The following is a 20,129-nucleotide window of genomic DNA, read 5'->3' on the forward strand; positions in this document are numbered from 1 at the left end:
ATAGCAGAGAGGATACACCTGTTCCCATTCCGAACACAGAAGTTAAGCTCTCTAGCGCTGATGGTACTTGGTGGGAAACTGCCTGGGAGAGTAGGACGTAGCCACGTAATTTTTTTTATTTTTTGTTGTCAAGTTTCTTATTTTCAAATTTCTTATTTAAAAAGGATAAGTCTGTTATAAATGCTTTATATAAACACATATAATATTTAAAAGAGTTTTTTATAAATTAATTCTTTTAATGTAGGATGTGAGGTTTTATAGGTATGTACTTTTAAATAAGAAAGGAGATAGATAATTGGGTGTCTGTAATCAATAGTTTTATTTTACAATATGGATTAATATCTGTATTTGTATTAATTATGATTGAGTATGCTTGTTTTCCATTACCTAGTGAAGTAGTTTTACCACTTTGTGGAGCTATTGCAGCAAGAAATCATTTTGGTTTTTTAACTATTTTAATTTTAAGTATAGTTGCAGGTATACTTGGTTCGATATTTTGTTATACAATAGGCAATTTGGGAGGAAAATCTATCATAAATAAGATAGTAGAGATATGTCCCAAGGCAAAAAAGGGAATTTTTACATCACAAGATTATTTTAACAAATACTCTTCTATTTCTGTTTGTGTATGTAGGTTAATTCCTCTATGTAGAACATACATATCTTTTATAGCAGGTATTGCAGGTCAGAATATTATAACTTTTATTATATCCTCTATTGTGGGTATCACCATATGGAATACTTCGTTAATTAGTATTGGGTATATTTTTTCAGAGAGTTGGGTAAAAATAATGTCACATTATAATGATTATAAATTCCTAGTTCTCATTATACCAATATCCATAATTTTTATTGGAATTGGTATTAAGTCATATATACATAAAAAACATCACAAGATAAGATTATAAAAAATATTAGAAAATTTTTTTTTGTACAAGGTCATTAAGACGGTTGAGAAAATAGAAGGCGTCGTAAATCTGCATAAACACTACGTTTTTGTAGGTTCTCGGCGTTTCTTTTATCGCTTGTGTCTGTGGTACTTTTTTCTTAAAATGTACCATGTTTTACACTTTGTTGAGGGTAAGTTTGCTTATATAGAAAAGGCGACAGCTTTGAAAATCAAAACTACCGCTTTATAAATGTTCAAAAATATGTTGCTTCTGTGACAGTTTTTTTACATTCGTTTGGCAGATTAAAACCAAATATTTAAAATTATAGTATTAAAATATGAAACAATAACTTGCTAATATTACATTCACTATAATTAACATAAGTTACTAATCCAGTCCAATCTTATCAGTCCACTCATTTATTCTTTCTATTACCCCTTTAGGTGGGTCATTGTTGAATTTCCATTCAGTATAACAGTGTAACATACCAAAAAGAAACAAGAATACAATTAGAATAATCAGTTTTTTTATCTTTTTCATTTTGATATACCTATTTCAATTTTTTTCATTGCGTTTTAGCCCTTTCAGTATAAATGCAGAAAGGCAGGCACAAAGTAATAAACTTATGATACTCCCCATAATTTTTTCTCCAGTAGTTATATAGTATCCAGAAAGATTAAATATTGCCGCAATAGGAAAAAAGGTTTGTAAGACATTTGACATACCTGCAAATAGTCCAGCAATAGAATAAACTTCTGTGAATACTAATGCAAGCCAATATCCTTTTTTCATGCGCGATACTAAGGCAATAATGGGAGAAATTGCAAGGAATACACCTATGCCATCAAGAAAATACTCTTTCATGCAACTTAAAACCAGTTTTATCGATAAATCAGAAAAATGTAAAACGGATTCAGTCAAAAATGTTATAGTAAAGAGTAACAAATAAAGAAGTATACTGAATATAAAAGTAATAATCATTTTTGCTATGGTTAATTTTGTTTCATTTATGGGAATAAGACGCAGGGATTTAATAGTGTCCTCCTCTTCTTCACGACAAATAATATAGCTTCCTAATAGGGCAATGACAGCAGGAAGAACAAAAAAAGTTGACCAAGGTTGTACCGCATCCATATACCAACCTGCATTGTCTATATACCGTGAACCGTCATAAACGCTCTTTAAGCCATAATGTAAATCTAGGTCATTATATACATCCTGCCCTCCTGCAAAAACTATGACTGCTATCATAATGGATGCAAAAACTGTAATCCAAACAATTTTTGAACGACGAATTTTTTGACATTCAGCCCAAAGTAATTTCCACATTATCTACACCTCACTTTCTTCTTCCTAGTGTAATGTTTGCAAACAATACTGATACAATACTCCAAATACAAATACAAAGAAATGCTAATGGGACATTAATTTCCTGTGAAAATATAAGACCTGGAATGTCTTTATTTCTCATGATAATAACTCCCATACTGGATAATGGGTGTAAATACATATTTATTGTCATTAGAACAAAACCGGAAAAGGCATATACCAATGTGATACAAATTGGGAGAATGTATCCTTTTTGAGATGTAGCGATTGCCAAAATCGGCAACATTACAAAAGCAGTGATTACACCAATTTCTAAACATTTTTTCAACAAATATAAAATGCTTGCCCAGTTAAATACGACATATCCAGAAAGTACACTAAATAACACAGAAGCAATGGCTGTAATCAGCATAAAACAAATAGAGTAAATCAAAACAACGAAAAATTTACTAAAAAAGTATCCCATTTTACTAATAGGTACAATCCAAAGCTGTTTGAGCATATTATACTGGTTTTCTTCGTGTATAAGCATGGTGCAAAGTATACCCAAAACAACGGGTAAAATAATCCAAAGTGTATAACCAAATGCAGACCATTTATAAAACTTTATTGGCTCAACACCTGTTTTACCAAAATAATTGAAGTATAGTAGTGCGAAAAACGGCATAATGAGAGCGGACAACAACATCAGCCAAATAAGTTTCCTACGACGCAGTTTAAGAAATTCTGTTTGAATAAGTTTAAGCAATGCCCTCTCCTCCTGTGATTTTTTTAAAGTAGTCCTCTAAAGTATCATTACAAATTTGAGAACTAATAACAGTTACATTCTGCATTACAAGTGCTTTATTGATTTCACCCATATCCAGAGTAGTGTTATAAAGGCGTAAAGTGTGGTCATCTTGAACGGAATAATCCTTCGTGTTAAATTGACGCTCTAAAATAAGTGATGTCTTTGGAATATCTGAAACTTGTAGTAGGATATATTTACTGTTTTTCTTTTCTAGTTCACTCATACTACTTTCTTCCAAAAGAACACCGTGGTCGATAATTCCAATATCATCAGCCAACAATGAGATTTCTGAAAGAATATGACTGGAAATAAGAATTGTCTTTCCATGCTCAACGCTCAAGTCCCTAATAAACTTTCTCATCTCCGCAATACCAATAGGGTCAAGACCATTGGTTGGCTCATCTAAAACTAACAGTTCTGGGTCATGCAGGATAGCGTTGGCAATACCAAGTCGCTGTTTCATGCCAAGCGAATATTTACTAAACAGCTTTTTATTTTTATAAGGTAAGCCTACAATCTCCAATGCTCTTTTTACAGAATTAGGGGCGGCTGTACCACGCAGTTTTGCAAAAACCTCCAAGTTCTCCGTTCCTGTCAGATTAGGATAAAATCCTGGTGTTTCGATAATTGCACCAATACGGGGATATACTCGTTTTTCACGTCCCTTAATACTCTCTCCAAATACATCTACCTCGCCATACGTGATTGAAGTCAACCCTAAAATCATTTTCATAATTGTGGTTTTCCCAGCCCCGTTGCGTCCTAACAGACCATAGATTCGGCCTTTTTTTACATGGAGATTGACTTTGTCAACTACTGTTTGATTTCCATAAATTTTTGTAAGTTGCTTTGTTTCAATCACAAAATCATTCATATATAATTTCCTCACTTTTAATAAATTTGTTTCTACAAAATCATAGTTGATACAACGTCAAAATCAACTACAATTAGAATTATAAAACATGAACCTTGCCAAAACCTTGCCATAATCTTGCTTTTATCTTGTTTTAGAGTAAGAAAGCCTCGGACTTTTACAGGGCTTTAGGAAGCAATATTGTAAATTCTGTTCCCATACCGGGAGTGCTGTTGGCGGTAATATTTCCCTTATGAGCGTTAATAAGTTCCTTTGCAATCGCCAAGCCTAAACCATTCCCCTTTGAAGCTCGTGAATGGTCGCATTGGTACAACCTTTCAAAAATATGTGGGAGATTGTCTGAAGATATACCTTTCCCATTATCTGTTATTACAATTTGAGCTTGATCTTTGTTTTCAAAAATTCTCAATGTCATTTTGTCACCACTACTATGGGTAATAATATTTTGTAATAGGTTATTAATGATACGGGTATATGCATTTGCGTCTATGCGTAAGAAGTACTCTATTTCTGGTATATCAAATTCATATTCAAAATGACTGCTTTCTAAAACAGGTATCCAATCAGATATAATATTACGGGATAATTCATTCAAGTCAAAAATATCAAAATGAAAAACTTGTTCCTTAGAATCCAATTTTACCCATTCAAATAGATTTTCTACAAAATTCTTTAAGTAATGAGCCTTATCAGACGCAACATGGATATACTCGTCTTTTTCCTCTCCTACAACAATTTTACTTTCTACTGCTTCCAAATAACCGACCAAAGAAGCAAGTGGAGTTTTTACATCATGGGAGAGACTTGTCATTAGCTGTTTGTAGGCTTGTTCTGATTGTTTTTGCTGAATAAGTTGAAATTGGCTATTGATTGCCATTTCGTTAATATCATAGCAAATTTGTTTTGTAATGTCGTTTTCATCTGTTAAAATACGGCGATTAAGGTTTCCATTTTTTATATCCTCTAAAGCATCTTTTATAAGTGTAAGTTGTATTCGGACACGTAGCAGGACAGAAACAAGGTACGCTATAATAATCAGGCTAAGAGCCAATATCAAAAGCAGATAGACACTTGTATTCATGTTAAGCCTCCTTATTAAAACGATAACCGACACCACGAACTGTCAAAATATAAAATGGATGGTTGGGGTCTGGTTCAATCTTTTTTCTCAATTTACTGATGAAAGACATGATGTTACTATCGTCAAAAGCATATTCTTCTTCCCATACTTGTGTATAAATCTGTTTTTTGGTAAACACCCGTCCCTTATTAGAAGCCAGAAAAGCAAGTAAATCAAATTCTTTGCTTGTAAGTTGAACAGGAATATTATTGACAGAAACAATTCGGTTTGTCTTGTCAATAATCATGCCATTTATTATTATGCAATCTGTGTCTGTTATAAAAGCAGGGTTTAACATAGTATACCGACGAATAAGAGAATTGACACGAGCCATAAGTTCGTTTATGCTGAACGGTTTTGTTAGGTAATCGTCAGCACCTAAACGTAGTCCGGAAACTTTATCATCCTCGTCATTTTTAGCGGTAAGCATAATTACTGGAATATTACTTGTTTCTCTAATTTTTTTCAGAACTTGAAAACCGTCTATATCTGGCATCATTATGTCCAAAATTACAAGAGAGAGTGTGTGTCTATTTTTATCGACCAAATGTAGACCTTCTGCACCACAATGTGCAGTAATAGCAGATAAATTTTCTTGCTCAACACATTTTTTCATAAGAGCGCAAAGCTCTTTGTCATCATCTATAATCAAAACACTATTCATATTGTACTTCCTTTCTTCTTTTTGCTCTACCATCAACAGGCTTTTCTGCGTCCTTTGGTATCAGCCACATATACCCGAGTTTTGAAACTCCTGGTATGCGATTTTCTTCACATAGTTTTTGTACTCTTCTTTCAGAAATGCCCCATTTTTTTGCTACTTCTGGGCAAGACATATATTCCATATTTCAATCATCCTTTCCTCATAATTTATCAGCATATATTATATACGTATAGACGAACAAAATCAAGAAATATCAGTAAGTAGTACTCTTTATTTTGTCTAATAGTAAAACTGTATAAACATATCTAATACGATTACTATGTCTACAAAATTTATCTTGTACTTATTGATTTCACAGTATGGGAGTATAATACTCTTATGTAAAGGTAGATTTGTCACCTCCTTAATCATGTCGCCTTACTTAATTTTGTAGTGATAAAATGGTGCATGGTCTTACTTAAAATGGGGGAGATTAAAAAATCAATTTTAGCTTATATCCTTTTATGCTAAAATGGTGTTAAGAAATGAAACAAATACTATTTATATAAAAGGGGTAACAATATGGATATAATAGATAATTTAAGGGTACAAGGGGTAGATGAAAAGCTTATTGAAGATGTACTGTATTTTAAAAATTATTATGGATTGGAAAAAGATTTAGAATACAGAGTAACAAAGTCTAAAACTTATTTTTATGGAAAAGACATATTATCTATGTGTATAGCAGCGATTTTAGAAGAAGAAAATATTTTATTGTCAGGACCAAAGGCAACAGGAAAAAATTTACTTGCTGATAATTTAGGCGAGATATTTAATAGACCTCAGTGGAATACATCATTTCATATAAACACAGATAGTTCAACACTTATAGGTACAGATACATTTATAGACAATGAAGTTAAACTTAGAAGAGGTTCAGTTTATGAATGTGCTATTAATGGAGGCTTTGGTGTATTTGATGAAATTAACATGGCAAAAAATGATGCTATAGTTGTAGTTCATTCAGCCTTAGATTATCGTCGAGTGATTGATGTACCCGGCTATGAGAGAGTTAATCTGCACCCAGCAACAAGATTTATTGGAACTATGAATTACGAGTATGCAGGAACAAAAGAACTTAATGAAGCACTAGTATCTAGATTTATGGTAATAGATATTCCTCCAATAGAAGAAGATAAGTTAATGATGATTTTAAAAAATGAATTTTCAGATGCTGATGAAGAGAAATTAATACACTTTGCAGGAATATTTTTAGATTTACAATTGAAATCTCAAAATGGTGAGATATCTAGTAAAGCTATTGACCTACGTGGTCTTATGGCATCTCTTAAGACTATAAGGAGAGGATTGAAACCAACTCTTGCAATTAATATGGGACTTACAGGAAAGACTTTTGATATATATGAAAAAGAAATGGTTGGAGATGTAATTAAAACGAGAATACCTAATAAATGGGAGAGTGCAGATGTATTTCCAATAAGTCATATTTAATATAGGTGAGATTATGAAATGGATATATGATGATTATGAATTTGAAAATAGAGCAAATAACTTATCTTGGACAATAGCTGGTGATTACAATGAAAGTATAGATATATCAGAAAAAGATTATTCTTCAAAAGAAATAGGTCTATACTTTGCAATAATTGCAGGAGCTAGAAGAAAGTATGTAGATTGGGACATAGTTAAAAAATATCTTACAAACAGAATACGAAAAGGATATGACAAAGATATTATATTGGGTCTAATTCAAGTTATATTAAATACAATAGTTGAAGAAAAGGCCATTAAAGATAGGCCAGGGATAGAAGATATAAGAAGAAATGCTTATAAAGATATTGTTTCACGTTTTACCAAAATAAACAATGACAATATTATGGATAAAATTAAATATGCATTTGTACTTTATAATATGGACAAGCATCCAGCATTAGACAGTATAACTAGAAGAATAGTTAATGACATAAGGAATATAGATACGAATCAAGATATTATGGAGATTTTAAAAGCATTAGATGTTATATATTTAACTTATTTTGAATATATATTAAATGGAGAAGAAAGCAATTCTACATATGATGAAAACAATGTAAAGGATGTTGAAGTAAACTTTGATACATTTGCTGATTTTATGTATGAAGAACTTTATAGTGATGAAGGAGAAAACATTATTGAAAGTGATATAGACTCAATATCTTCATCGATGCTTGTAGAAGGGGTAGGGGATTTTGATGATTCTCAATCTAGTAATTCAGCAGACAGAGTTATATATGTTGATGAAGAGACTGTAAATAAAATATATTCAAAAATAGAACATTATTATGGGAAAACTTATTTAAGTAAGGGTGAAATTAAAAAGCTTGAAACACAAAATTGCAGAAACGTACATGAGGGATGCAGAATTCACTTTACAGATGGTGTTCTTAGAAGTGAATGTAATAACGTTTTTCAGCTGAAATATGTGACAAGACAAAAAGAAAATAATTTAGGCAAATTTAGAGAACATGCTAGGATGTATAGACAACAAATAAAGCGATTAAAAGAAAGCCTTGCTAGGATTTTAGTAGAAGAAAATGCTAAAACTAGAGTGTATTCTGATTGTGGAACTATCCTAGCAAATAGAGCTTGGAGAGTTGGAAGGAGTAACAATAATAAAATATTTTATAAAGATATAGAAAATGAAAAAGGGAAATATGTTATTGATATATTGTTGGATGCAAGTGGTTCTCAAAGTAGAAACCAAGGAAATGTAGCAATTCAAGCTTACATAATTGCAAATGCCTTGACAGAAGTTGGAATACCAAATAGAGTTATGGGTTTTTCTAGTTTCTTAGATTACACGATATTAAAAAGATTTAAGGATTATGATGACAGTATTAAAAATAGTGAAAATATCTTTGAATATTTCTGTGCTGGTAATAATAGAGATGGTTTAGCTATAAAATCCATATGTAGTGGTTTGATAAATAGAGACGAAGAAAATAAAATTTTGATAGTTCTTAGTGATGGAAGGCCAAATGATGTAAAGATAGGAAAAAATAGCGAGAGAACTTTAAGAGGAGAAAAAGCTTATAGAGGTATTGTTGGTTTAAGAGATACAGCTAATGAAGTAAGAAAAGCTAGAAAACAAAATATTTTAGTATTAGGAGTATTTACAGGTAAAGAATCAGAGCTTGAAGCTGAAAGATTAATATATGGAAACGATTTTATATATTCAAGAGACATAACTAGATTTTCTGATGTGGTTTCAATGTATTTAAAAAAGATAATTAGGAGTTAATTGATTTATAAAAAAGAATTTATATACATAAAAATATAAAAATGAATAAAATTTGTAAAAAATGTAGAAATTTTCACAGAAAAGGTATACAATGATTTATATAGAAAATGAATTAAAAATAAAGTAATATTAAAAATTAAATATATAATATTATAGGTTCTTTAAGCAAGATTAATAGGGAAGAAGGTTAAATTCCTTTACAGCCCCCGCTACTGTGATGCAGACGAAACTTTTGTTAGCCACTATGATAATATGCTTTTATATTTCATGGGAAGGAAGAGGAGTAGGATGAAGCTAAGTCAGGAGACCTGCCTAAAATATTAAAGTGATTTCTTCGGGGATGGAGAAAGTTTCTTATAATAATTATACAGATATGTTTATTTTATGTGTTTGTATTTAGATTGTCGAAAATTAGAAGCCTAGCCATCGAGTTAGGCTTTTTTATTTTGCTAGAATAAGGTTACATATATTATTCATATTTTAATTATTAGAAAGGGAGAGGGGATACTCAAATGAAACAAAATATCAAATTAGGGGTTATAGCTGCACTTATGTTAATCATTTTAACTCCAGTTACATCAAATGCAATGCATATAATGGAAGGTTACTTACCAGTAAAATGGTCTATAGCATGGGGAGTTATATTTATACCATTTTTCTTAGTGGGATTAAAATCAATAGGTAAAATAGTAAAGCAAGACCCTAAGAAGAAAGTTTTATTAGCTCTATGTGGAGCATTTGTATTTGTTTTATCAGCATTAAAAATACCTTCAGTAACAGGAAGTTGTTCACATCCTACTGGAGTAGGTCTTGGAGCAATAATGTTTGGACCAAGTGTAATGTTTGTTCTTGGAACTATAGTTCTAATATTCCAAGCATTATTACTAGCACATGGGGGAATAACTACTTTAGGAGCTAATGCTTTTTCAATGGCTATAATAGGGCCAATTATATCATTTTTAATATTCAAAGCATTAAAGAAAAAAGATGGAAACAATGCTATACCAGTATTTCTTGCAGCAGCAATAGGAGATTTAGCCACATATACAATAACTTCAATACAACTAGCACTGGCTTTCCCAGACCCATCAGGTGGAGTGATGGCTTCAGCAATTAAATTCTTAGGAATTTTCTTTATGACTCAAATACCAATAGCAATAGCAGAAGGTATTCTTACTGTAATTGTATATAATTTGATTACAGAAAATGGAGAAAAAAGCATACTAGAAAATAATGATAAAGGAGTTAAAGCTAATGAGTGCTAAAACAAAAACAAAAACTAACATATTACTACTTTTATTAGTAGTAGCTCTTATAATATTCCCATTACTTGTAAATTCAGGTGCTGAATATGGAGGAGCAGATGGTCAAGCTGAAAGTGAAATTACTAAGATAAATCCAAATTATGAGCCTTGGTTTAGTAGTCCATATGAGCCACCAAGTGGAGAAATAGAGAGTTTATTATTCTCTGCACAAGCAGCTCTAGGTGCAGGTGTAATAGGATACATATTAGGTCTTCAAAAAGGAAAGAGAAGTTAATTATGCTTATCATTGATAAATATGCATATACAAATAGATTAAGTAAAGTAAATCCAAATAAAAAAGTAGCCATAGGAGCAATTTTTCTAATTGCTTCTATGATAATAAAAAATATATTTATCTTAAGTGGAATTATGATTTTAATGAGTATTTTAGTTGTTTGTGTAGCAGGGATAGATTTAAAAAATTATTTGAAATTACTTCAAATACCGATGTATTTTTTATTTCTTAGTATAGGTATAACTCTTGTGAATATATCTTTTAATAAAACAGACCTACTATATAGTTTTCAGTTTTTTAGTTTTTATGTAGGAATATCAAAGGCATCTATTGACATGTCTATTCATGTGTTATTTAGAGCTATGTCTTGTTTAACTTGTGTGTATTTTTGTATACTTACAACACCTTTTAATCAGTTGATATTTTTCTTTAAGAAATTGCATTTACCGGACACCTTTGTTGAATTATCAATGTTGATATATAGATTTATATTTATATTTTTAGAAGAATTTTCAGAGATATATAAGTCACAAGAATTAAGATTTGGGTACATAAATTTAAAAACTTCATATAAATCTTTAGGGATTCTTGGAAGTATGCTGTACAAAAGGCTTATGACAAGGTATGATGATATGTGTATATCATTAGACATAAAATTGTATGATGGTAAATTTCACATAGTAGGGGATAATGATGTTTAAAATAAATAATTTAACATATCAATATGAAAAAAATGCTAATGCATTATTGAACATTAATATGGATTTCTCAAAGGGAAATGTTATAGGTATAATAGGCTCAAATGGTTCAGGAAAATCAACTTTATTTATGAACTTAATGGGAATACTAAAGCCTACGTCTGGAGAAATACTTTTCAAAGAAGAAAAGTTAAAGTATGATAAGAAGAGTTTGTATAATCTTAGAAAAAATGTAGGGATTGTCTTTCAAGACCCAGAAAAACAAATATTTTACTCAAAAGTATATGATGATATAGCATTTGCGATGAGAAACATTGGAATGGATGAAAAAATTATTAAAGAGAGAATAAATAAAGCTTTGATAGCTGTTAATGGAATAGATTTTATAGATAGACCAGTACACTTTTTAAGTTATGGTCAGAAAAAAAGAGTAGCAATTGCATCAGTTATAGCAATGGAAAATGAAATTGTATTGCTTGATGAGCCTACAGCTGGATTAGACCCAGTAAGTACTAGGTCTATTGTAGATATAATAAAGAGATTAGATGAAAATAATATAAAAATAGTAATATCCAGTCATGATATGAATTTAATGTATGAAATATGCGATTATATATATGTACTGGATAAGGGGATTTTAATTGATGAAGGAAACGCAGAAAGTGTATTTGTAAATGAGAACAATATTATACAAGCTGGATTAGAATCTCCGTGGTTAGTAAAGGTACATAAAAATATGAACTTACCTTTATTTAAGAAAGAAGAAGATTTGTATAAGTACTGGAAAGAAAGAGACTTAATACAAATAAATAATTAAGCCCTAAACCTATTTTAAAAAAATAGATTTATATATAATAACCCTTAACCTAGACCCCTTAAAGGTGCCTTATGATTCCCCAAATCATAAGGTTATTTTTTTTATAAAGAATAAAAATAAATTTTATAAGTAAGTGTTATCTAATTGTTAAAATTTGACAATAATCTATTAATATAATACATAATTATAATTTGAAGTAATTCATATTTTAGATTAAAATATATTTATGGCTGTTAACAGGAGGAGAAATATGAATTTAGATACATTAAATCCTGCTCAAAGAGAAGCAGTAGAAAAAACTGAAGGTCCAGTACTTATACTGGCTGGTGCTGGTTCAGGTAAAACTAAGGTATTAACAACAAGAATAGCATACCTTATAGAAGATAAAGGTGTACAAGCACCAAATATATTAGCTATAACATTTACAAATAAAGCTGCAAATGAAATGAGAGAGAGAGTTGAGCAAAACATAGGTCCTGAAACTAAGGACATGTGGATAAGTACATTCCATTCTTGTTGCGTTCGTATACTCAGAAAAGATATAAATAAGATTGGTTACAATAGGAGTTTTGTAATTTATGATTCTGCAGACCAAGTTACATTGGTTAAAGACTGTCTTAAAGAATTAAATTTAAGTGATAAGGTATTTGAACCAAAAGCAGTTATAAGCGCCATTTCAGGAGCAAAAGACAAGCTTTATACTCCAAAACAGTTTAAAGATATCAACATGGCAGATAATAGAATGGTTAAGATTGCAGATATTTATGCTCTATATCAAGACCGTTTAAAGAGAAATAGTGCACTTGACTTTGATGATTTAATACTTAAAACTGTAGAACTTTTTAAGGCTAATGATGAAGTGTTAGCTTATTATAGAAGTAGATTTAGATACATAATGGTAGATGAGTATCAGGATACGAGTAAAGCTCAATATGAACTAATAAAATTATTAGCTAGAGAACATCAAAATATCTGTGTTGTTGGAGATGATGACCAAAGTATTTATGGATGGAGAGGCGCAGATATAAGAAACATACTTGAATTTGAGAAAGATTATGATAATGTACATGTTGTTAAACTAGAACAAAATTATAGGTCAACACAAGTAATATTAGATGCAGCTAACAAAGTTATATCCAATAATATAGAAAGAAAAAGAAAGAAACTTTGGAGTGAAAAGAAAGAAGGAGAACTTATAAAGATACAACTAACTGGTAGTGAAATAGAAGAGGCTGATTTTATAGCTGACTCAATTGCACAAATAGCTAGAAAAGAGAATAGACCATACAAAGATTTTGCAGTACTTTATAGAGCAAATGCACAAGCAAGACCTGTAGAAGACGCTTTAAACAGAAGTCAAATTCCATATAATATATATGGTGGTACAAAGTTTTATGAGAGAAAAGAAATAAAGGACTTAGTAGCGTATTTAAGAGTTATTCAAAATCCACAGGATGACATATCTATAAAAAGAATTATAAACGTTCCTAGAAGAGGTATAGGGCTTAGAACTATAGAAAAAATTGAAGATAGAGCCAATCTGAAACAAGAGAGTATATATTCAGTTTTAATTGATATAGAAACAAATTCTGATATATCTACAAAAGCTAGAGCAAGTATAAGTGGATTTGTTGATATTATAGGTACACTTAGAACTATAAAAGAAGTCTATCCTGTTAGTAAGTTAATAGAAAAAGTTTTGGATACTACAGGATATATGGATGAACTTGTAGAGACAAGAAATAAAAATGAAAAAGATTTAACTGGTAAAGGTGAAGAAGCTCAAGATAGAATTGATAATTTAAGAGAATTTATATCTATAGCACTAGAGTTTGAAAGTAGTAGTGATGATACTTATGAAAATAAAGATTTAGAGACATTTTTAACTAGTATAGCACTTACATCTGAATCTAATGATGAAGAGGACAATGATAGAGTTTCTCTTATGACAATTCATACATCTAAAGGGTTAGAGTTTCCAGTTGTATTTTTGATAGGTATGGAAGAAGGTCTATTTCCTATATCAAGAGCTATAAAGTCTCTGAGTGAATCTCAAATAGAAGAAGAGAGAAGGCTTTGCTATGTTGGTATAACTAGAGCTAAAGAAGAGCTATACATGTCACTAACTGAAAAGAGAACGCTATATGGTAAAACAAATGTTGCAATAGCTTCAAGATTTATGGAAGAGTTACCAGAAGAATGTATAGAAAGATTGTACAAAATGAAAAAGGAATTAAGTTATTCTAAAGCAAGTTATAATATGTTAGATAAATATACTAAAAAGTATATGAATACTATAAGTAAATCTAAAGTTGCAGATAACGTTAATGCTACAATAAAAGATTCAAATAAAGAGACTAATCCAGAAGATATAAAGCTTGGTTCTAAAGTACATCATCCTAAATTTGGGGTTGGAACAGTCGTGTCTATAACTGGAACAGATGTTACTATAGCCTTTGATAAGCAAGGAATTAAAAAAATAAATAAAGAATATACAACACTAGATATTTTATAATGGAGGAAAATTAGGAATGGATAGTATAAGCTTTGCTAAAAATTTAATAGATTTCATATACGATAGCCCATCATCTTTTCACGCAGTTGATAGTGCTAAAGAAGTCTTAGATAAAAATGGATTTGAAGAGTTAGCTTTAAATAAGAAATGGAATCTAAAAGTAGGTGGAAAATACTACGTGACTAAAAATTTATCTGCTATAGTAGCTTTTGTAGTTAACTCAGATAATATAGAAGAAGGTGGATTTAGAATAATAGGTTCTCATTCAGATTCTCCTACATTTAGTATTAAGCCAAATGCAGAAATAGAAGCTGAGAAAGCTTATTTGAAGTTGAATACAGAATGTTATGGAGGAGCAATATTAAGTACGTGGTTAGATAGACCACTTGGTATAGCTGGGAGAGTAGTCTTAAAAGGAGATAGTGTACTTAAGCCAAAAGAAAAACTTATCGACTTTAAAAAGCCAATTTGTATAATACCAAATCTAGCTATACATTTGAATAGAAGTATAAATGAGGGTCATTCATATAATAAACAAAAAGATATGTTACCTCTAGTTGGATTGTTAAATGATACATTAGAAAAAGATAACTTTCTTTTAAAACAAATATCGTCTAATTTAAATGTAAAGATGGAAGATATAATAGACTTTGATTTATTCTTATATGAATTTGAAAAAGGAAGTTTAATAGGGGCTAATGATGAATTTATATCTATTGGAAGACAAGATAATCTTGCAATGGTACATGCTAGTTTAAATGCTTTAGTTGATACTAAAGGACAAAGTGGTGTAAATGTAATGGCTGTGTTTGATAATGAAGAAGTTGGAAGTTCCACTAAACAAGGTGCAGATTCAAATATGCTATTAAATATATTGGAGAGAATATGTTTATCAATAGGGAAAGATAGAGAAGGATTTTTTGAGTCTATTTATTCGTCTTTCATGATATCATCAGATTTAGCTCACGCTATTCATCCAAATACTCCAGAAAAACATGACCCAACTAATAAACCAGTTATGGGGAAAGGGCCTGTTATAAAGATAAATGCAAGTCAAGCATATACAAGCGATGGATATTCTATAGCTGTTTACAAAAATATATGTAAAGAAGCTAATGTCGAGTATCAAGAATTTGTAAATAGGTCAGATGAGAGGGGTGGAAGTACAATAGGTCCAATATCTTCTACTCATGTAGATATACCATCTGTGGATGTAGGAAGTCCAATTTTAGCAATGCATTCTGTAAGAGAATTAGGTAATGTTGAAGACCATTATAGTATATATAAAACATTTAGTAAATTTTTTGAAATATAAATATAAGATAAATAATTTGGAGATGAAACTATGAAATTAGGACTATGCTTAGAAGGTGGAGGAGCAAAAGGAGCTTACCAAGCGGGGGTAGTTAAGGCTTTATATGATAATGGAATAAATAATTTTTATTCGATTTCAGGAACATCAATAGGAGCGATGAATGGATATTATTTATACACAGGTAATGTTGATAACTTGGAAAAAATGTGGACAAATATAAAAGATATCCAGAACGGAAATGTGAAAATAGTAAATAATACTGTGGATAATTCTCCTGTTATAGACAATCTTAAAGAACTAGATGATAGTAAAATAGAGAAAATGAACTTCTATGTTAATTATGTAGAAGTTAATAATAAGGTAGTATCAGAAAAGGTTGTAAATGTGTTAAAAATGCCTAAAGATGAAGCAATCTTAAGCATTTCATATAGTGGATTGTTACCATCAAATCCAAATGCTACTCTTGGATTTAAAGAACAATTTATGAAGGATGTGCAAGATGGTATTTACGATGGTTTTAAATTGGATGGTGGTCTAATTAGGAGTGCATTAATTGAGCCTTTAATTGTGGATAATGTGGATAAAATTATTTTGATATCCACAAAGTATAATTATGATTTACCAGATGACATCAAAAAAATATATAATGAAGATAAAATAATAGTAGTTAGACCTAATACTCAATTTGCACCTAAAGATACTCTTAACTTTGATGATGAGTTTTGTAAAACTATATATCAAGAAGGATATGAAATAGGAAAAAATATACTTGATAGACTTTAATTTAGAGTATAATATAATAAATGTAATTGTGTAATTTAATTAATAAAAAGGAAGGTAATAAGTCATGGAAAATAAAAATCCTATAGTAACTATAGTAATGGAAAATGGAAAAGAAATAAAAATTGAGTTATACCCAAATATAGCACCAAATACAGTTAAGAATTTTGTATCATTAGTAGATGATGGATATTATAATGGAGTAACATTTCATAGAGTAATACCAGGATTTATGATACAAGGTGGATGCCCAAATGGTACTGGAATGGGTGGCCCAGGCTATTCTATAAAAGGTGAATTTAGTGGAAATGGATTTACTAACAATCTAAAGCATGAAAGAGGAGTTATATCAATGGCTAGAACTATGGCACCTAATTCAGCTGGTTCTCAATTCTTTATAATGCATAAAAATTCACCACATTTAGATGGTCAATATGCAGGCTTTGGTAGAGTTATAGAAGGTATGGATACAGTTGATGAAATAGCATCAGTTAGAACAGGAGCAGCGGACAAGCCAAAGACTCCACAAATTATGAAAGCTGTGACTGTAGAAACTTTTGGAGTAGATTACTCAGATGTAGAAAAAAACTAAGTCATAGATAAAAGTAAAAATCTATACAACTTAAAGATAAAGTGAGATGTTATTATATTTTCTAGAGGATATGAATACATCTCACTTTTTAATTTATTTTACTGAAATTTAGTTATATATTAAATTTTTATTATACTAAATAACTCCAATAGTCTTATTAGAATCTTATTTAATAGTATTATAGAAAAATAATTCTATTAAATTATTTATGATTAGGTTTTTAATATATAAGATATTAAAATAAATATAGAAGATACGTGGAAAACATTTATTTTAACATTTTTTAAAGCTAATTTAATGATTTTGTTTAAAAAAAGAAAGTTATTTGTATGTTTTTACTTAAGAAAAAACATTATAATGGTAATATATTCTATTTACAATTTCATAACTTTGGTTTACAATAATAGAGACAATAAATCCTAAAAACATAATAAGAAAAAAGTGCTTAATATTTGAGAGAGACTGGTTTAGTTTACACCAGCTAGACCAGTCAAGGAATAATTTAAAGTGTAATATATAATAAAAAAAGAATACACTATTAGAATTTTCTAATAGTGTATTCTTTTTTTATAGAATTTATTATTGTTATGTAAGAAAAAAACTGTTTCAAATTTAAATTTGAAACAGTTTTTGTGTTGTCTAAAGATTTTATATTATTTAAAATTTTTAATTGCAGTAGTTAAGTTAGGTACTAATTGTTTCTTTCTAGATACAACACCTGGAGCAAATGTTCCTTGAACTCCTTCAATACCAAATGCATCAGCAATCAATCTATCTTCTGCTTTGTAAATTAAATAAGAACCTTCTTTTATTATATCTGTAACTGCAAGAACTAATTTGTCATAATCAGTTGAATTTATATAAGATAAAAATTCATCCTTCTTAGCAAATATAGAGTCTGTGTCTAAAGTAAATACTTGTCCAATACCAACTTTATGTCCACTCATGTTAAACTCTTTAAAGTCCATATTTACTATTTGTTCTATAGTAAACTCATCTAAAGAAGTACCACATTTAAACATATCCATAGCATATTTTTCCATGTCTACTTTTGCTATTTTACTTAATTCTTCACAAGCTTTCTTATCCATATCAGTAGTTGTTGGAGATTTAAATAATAATGTATCAGATAATATAGCAGATAAAAGAAGACCAGCTATTTCATAAGGTATCTCAACGTTATTTTCTTTATACATTTGATAAATTATAGTACTATTGCATCCAACAGGCATAACTCTAAAAGACATAGGAACATCAGTAGAAATACCACCAAGTTTATGATGGTCAACTATTTCAACTATATTTGCTTGTTCAATTCCATCAGCACTTTGAGCATATTCATTGTGGTCAACTAAAACAACATTCTTTTTAGATGGATTTAATAGATGCCCTTTTGAAATTAATCCTAAAAACTTATTGTCATCGTCTAATATAGGATAAGATCTAAAGTTTGTTTCTAACATAATTTCTTTTATTTCATCCATATAGTCGTCTTCTTTAAATGTAATCAAGTTGTCTGTGGCTTCTATAGAATCCAAGAAGCTACATTGATTTATTACATTAGAAGTTTTGTAGTTGTCACTTTCAACAGAAACAACAGACACTCCATTTATTTTAGCAAGAGCTAGTAAATCTTTTGAAATTTCTGTATGATTAGTAAGTATTAAAAGTTTAACTTTTGTATCGATGGCGTATTCAATACTATCATATCTATCACCAACAATAGCTATATCCCCTTCTTTTAAAGTCTCTATTAGGGTTTCCATACCAAATGATAAAGTAACAACTCTACCTTTTACATCTTCACCACAATCTACAAGGATAGTACCATTAAGGTTTTTGCAGATATTTGATAGTGATGTGTGTATAGTTGTAAAATGTTGATGAAGAAGGTTTTTAGCTATTTCTTTCATAGTAATAATACCAGCAAAAGTTCCATCCTCATAAGTTACAGGTAATGTTTTAACATTTTTTTCATCCATAAGATTATAGGCTTCTAATATAGAAGAAGTTGGAGTTAAAGGTAGTACCCTATCATAATTTAAGTCTCTAACCTGTATTCTAACGTTATCTAAGATTTCAGGTGCATCTACCTTAAAGTAATCTAAGGCATACTTAGCTTCCTTTCTGATATCTCCTAAAGCATAAGCTGTTGCTTCTATTCCTAGCTTGTTTTTTAAATATGCCAATGAAATTGCAGAACATATTGAATCTGTATCTGGATTTTTATGTCCGAAAACTAATAAACTCATTTTAAAACTCCTTTCAAAACTTGAATATAATAATAATTGATAAAAATATTATATCAAAAGGTAGTGAGTATTTGTTGTAAAAAGAAAAAAATTTAATGAAAAAAATATTATATGCAATTTTATCTTTTACATATATAACAAATTTAATATAAAAATTTTTATGATTTATACTTTTATTCAATGAAATTGGGGTTTATTAACAACTAATTCATTGAAGATAGCTGCGAAAAAATTAATTAATATGATGAGTAAATAAAAATTTATGAAAATTTTATAGTATAAATTTTTTTGTATGTATCTCATAAGTAAAAAATTAACGAGTGCTATATAAAAATTATTTATCTATATGAAAAATATTATCCTAAAATATTGATTTAAAAATAACTGATAGAAATTAAAATAATTTTAGATTATGTATTTTTTTAAATTATTTTTAAATTATATAGTTATTATTAAAAATAAAAAGTATATATAAACCAAAAATAAGTATTATTTTATGAAAATAAGTCCAAATATTATATATTACTTGTACAAATAACATATAAAATTTAATAAGTTAAAAAAATGAAAGATATAAATTATCATTTTAGTGTTTTATTTAGTTAAATTAAATTATTTAAATGAAATACATCTCATTTAAGTAAAAAAATTTAATAATAGTAAAAAAAATAATG

19 protein-coding genes, 1 rRNA gene and 1 riboswitch are annotated in these 20,129 nt (G+C 29.4%); of the genes, 12 read left to right on the forward strand and 8 right to left on the reverse strand.

The genetic code is table 11. The features are described 5' to 3' along the window. Both rrf and KGF48_RS18595 read left to right on the forward strand, forming a co-directional pair. Positions 1-107, forward strand: a 5S ribosomal RNA gene (rrf, locus tag KGF48_RS18590); the annotation flags it as partial. Between the two features lie 192 nt (positions 108-299). Continuing rightward, entirely contained in the window at positions 300-908 is a 609-nt protein-coding gene (locus KGF48_RS18595; RefSeq protein ID WP_227840778.1) for a DedA family protein, read from the forward strand. A 369-nt stretch (positions 909-1,277) separates the two neighbouring features. On the opposite strand, the gene KGF48_RS18600 is transcribed toward KGF48_RS18595, so the two are convergent. The 7 genes from KGF48_RS18600 to KGF48_RS18630 all read right to left on the reverse strand — a co-directional run bounded on the left by KGF48_RS18600 (position 1,278) and on the right by KGF48_RS18630 (position 5,848). Next, the gene (locus KGF48_RS18600) at positions 1,278-1,430 is read right to left on the reverse strand and encodes a hypothetical protein (protein ID WP_009888176.1); all 153 of its coding nucleotides are present in this window, start codon (positions 1,428-1,430) and stop codon (positions 1,278-1,280) included. A 15-nt stretch (positions 1,431-1,445) separates the two neighbouring features. Beyond that, positions 1,446-2,219, reverse strand: coding sequence for an ABC transporter permease (locus tag KGF48_RS18605; protein WP_227868433.1), 774 nt, complete (start codon positions 2,217-2,219; stop codon positions 1,446-1,448). A 10-nt stretch (positions 2,220-2,229) separates the two neighbouring features. Further along, complete coding sequence (locus KGF48_RS18610) at positions 2,230-2,967, reverse strand: ABC transporter permease (RefSeq protein WP_227840780.1); 738 nt, start codon at positions 2,965-2,967, stop codon at positions 2,230-2,232. Then, positions 2,960-3,883 carry an ABC transporter ATP-binding protein gene (locus KGF48_RS18615; RefSeq protein ID WP_227868434.1) on the reverse strand — a complete coding sequence of 308 codons (924 nt, stop codon included), beginning with the start codon at positions 3,881-3,883 and terminating at the stop codon, positions 2,960-2,962. Before KGF48_RS18615 ends, KGF48_RS18610 begins: the two co-directional genes overlap by 8 nt. A gap of 157 nt (positions 3,884-4,040) precedes the next feature. Then, positions 4,041-4,964 carry a sensor histidine kinase gene (locus KGF48_RS18620; RefSeq protein WP_227840782.1) on the reverse strand — a complete coding sequence of 308 codons (924 nt, stop codon included), beginning with the start codon at positions 4,962-4,964 and terminating at the stop codon, positions 4,041-4,043. Position 4,965: 1 nt separating this feature from the next. Continuing rightward, positions 4,966-5,667: a response regulator transcription factor gene (locus KGF48_RS18625; protein WP_009895385.1), complete on the reverse strand. Its 702-nt coding sequence runs from the start codon at positions 5,665-5,667 to the stop codon at positions 4,966-4,968. Continuing rightward, positions 5,660-5,848, reverse strand: coding sequence for a helix-turn-helix domain-containing protein (locus KGF48_RS18630; protein ID WP_227840783.1), 189 nt, complete (start codon positions 5,846-5,848; stop codon positions 5,660-5,662). The genes KGF48_RS18625 and KGF48_RS18630 overlap by 8 nt, the downstream gene beginning before the upstream one ends. A 380-nt stretch (positions 5,849-6,228) precedes the next feature. Here KGF48_RS18630 and KGF48_RS18635 point away from each other — a divergent pair, with 380 nt between their 5' ends. From KGF48_RS18635 to KGF48_RS18680, 10 genes are all read left to right on the forward strand, one after another. Then, positions 6,229-7,158 carry an AAA family ATPase gene (locus KGF48_RS18635; RefSeq protein WP_227840784.1) on the forward strand — a complete coding sequence of 310 codons (930 nt, stop codon included), beginning with the start codon at positions 6,229-6,231 and terminating at the stop codon, positions 7,156-7,158. Between the two features lie 13 nt (positions 7,159-7,171). Further along, the gene (locus KGF48_RS18640) at positions 7,172-8,947 is read left to right on the forward strand and encodes a nitric oxide reductase activation-like protein (protein WP_227840785.1); all 1,776 of its coding nucleotides are present in this window, start codon (positions 7,172-7,174) and stop codon (positions 8,945-8,947) included. A 137-nt stretch (positions 8,948-9,084) separates the two neighbouring features. Further along, a riboswitch (cobalamin riboswitch) is annotated at positions 9,085-9,278 on the forward strand. Between the two features lie 181 nt (positions 9,279-9,459). Beyond that, positions 9,460-10,212: an energy-coupling factor ABC transporter permease gene (locus KGF48_RS18645; RefSeq protein WP_227435530.1), complete on the forward strand. Its 753-nt coding sequence runs from the start codon at positions 9,460-9,462 to the stop codon at positions 10,210-10,212. After that, complete coding sequence (locus KGF48_RS18650) at positions 10,202-10,486, forward strand: energy-coupling factor ABC transporter substrate-binding protein (protein WP_227830378.1); 285 nt, start codon at positions 10,202-10,204, stop codon at positions 10,484-10,486. Before KGF48_RS18645 ends, KGF48_RS18650 begins: the two co-directional genes overlap by 11 nt. A 2-nt stretch (positions 10,487-10,488) precedes the next feature. Next, complete coding sequence (gene cbiQ, locus KGF48_RS18655; protein WP_227840786.1) at positions 10,489-11,187, forward strand: cobalt ECF transporter T component CbiQ; 699 nt, start codon at positions 10,489-10,491, stop codon at positions 11,185-11,187. Further along, positions 11,180-12,001, forward strand: a complete 822-nt coding sequence (locus KGF48_RS18660) for an energy-coupling factor ABC transporter ATP-binding protein (RefSeq protein ID WP_227840787.1) — start codon at positions 11,180-11,182, stop codon at positions 11,999-12,001. The genes cbiQ and KGF48_RS18660 overlap by 8 nt, the downstream gene beginning before the upstream one ends. 250 nt (positions 12,002-12,251) lie before the next feature. After that, a complete protein-coding gene (locus KGF48_RS18665) occupies positions 12,252-14,516 on the forward strand; it encodes a DUF3553 domain-containing protein (RefSeq protein WP_227840788.1) in 2,265 nt (754 codons plus the stop codon). Positions 14,517-14,532: 16 nt separating this feature from the next. Beyond that, complete coding sequence (locus KGF48_RS18670; protein ID WP_227840789.1) at positions 14,533-15,831, forward strand: M18 family aminopeptidase; 1,299 nt, start codon at positions 14,533-14,535, stop codon at positions 15,829-15,831. A gap of 30 nt (positions 15,832-15,861) precedes the next feature. Then, complete coding sequence (locus KGF48_RS18675; protein WP_227840790.1) at positions 15,862-16,614, forward strand: patatin-like phospholipase family protein; 753 nt, start codon at positions 15,862-15,864, stop codon at positions 16,612-16,614. A 64-nt stretch (positions 16,615-16,678) separates the two neighbouring features. Next, positions 16,679-17,203 carry a peptidylprolyl isomerase gene (locus KGF48_RS18680; RefSeq protein ID WP_227840791.1) on the forward strand — a complete coding sequence of 175 codons (525 nt, stop codon included), beginning with the start codon at positions 16,679-16,681 and terminating at the stop codon, positions 17,201-17,203. 653 nt (positions 17,204-17,856) lie between these two features. Here the strand turns inward: KGF48_RS18680 and KGF48_RS18685 are convergent. Then, positions 17,857-19,455 carry a putative manganese-dependent inorganic diphosphatase gene (locus KGF48_RS18685; protein WP_227841488.1) on the reverse strand — a complete coding sequence of 533 codons (1,599 nt, stop codon included), beginning with the start codon at positions 19,453-19,455 and terminating at the stop codon, positions 17,857-17,859. Between the last annotated feature and the right edge of the window lie 674 nt (positions 19,456-20,129).

It is taken from the genome of Clostridioides sp. ZZV15-6388, assembly GCF_020657755.1.
Lineage (GTDB): Bacteria > Bacillota > Clostridia > Peptostreptococcales > Peptostreptococcaceae > Clostridioides.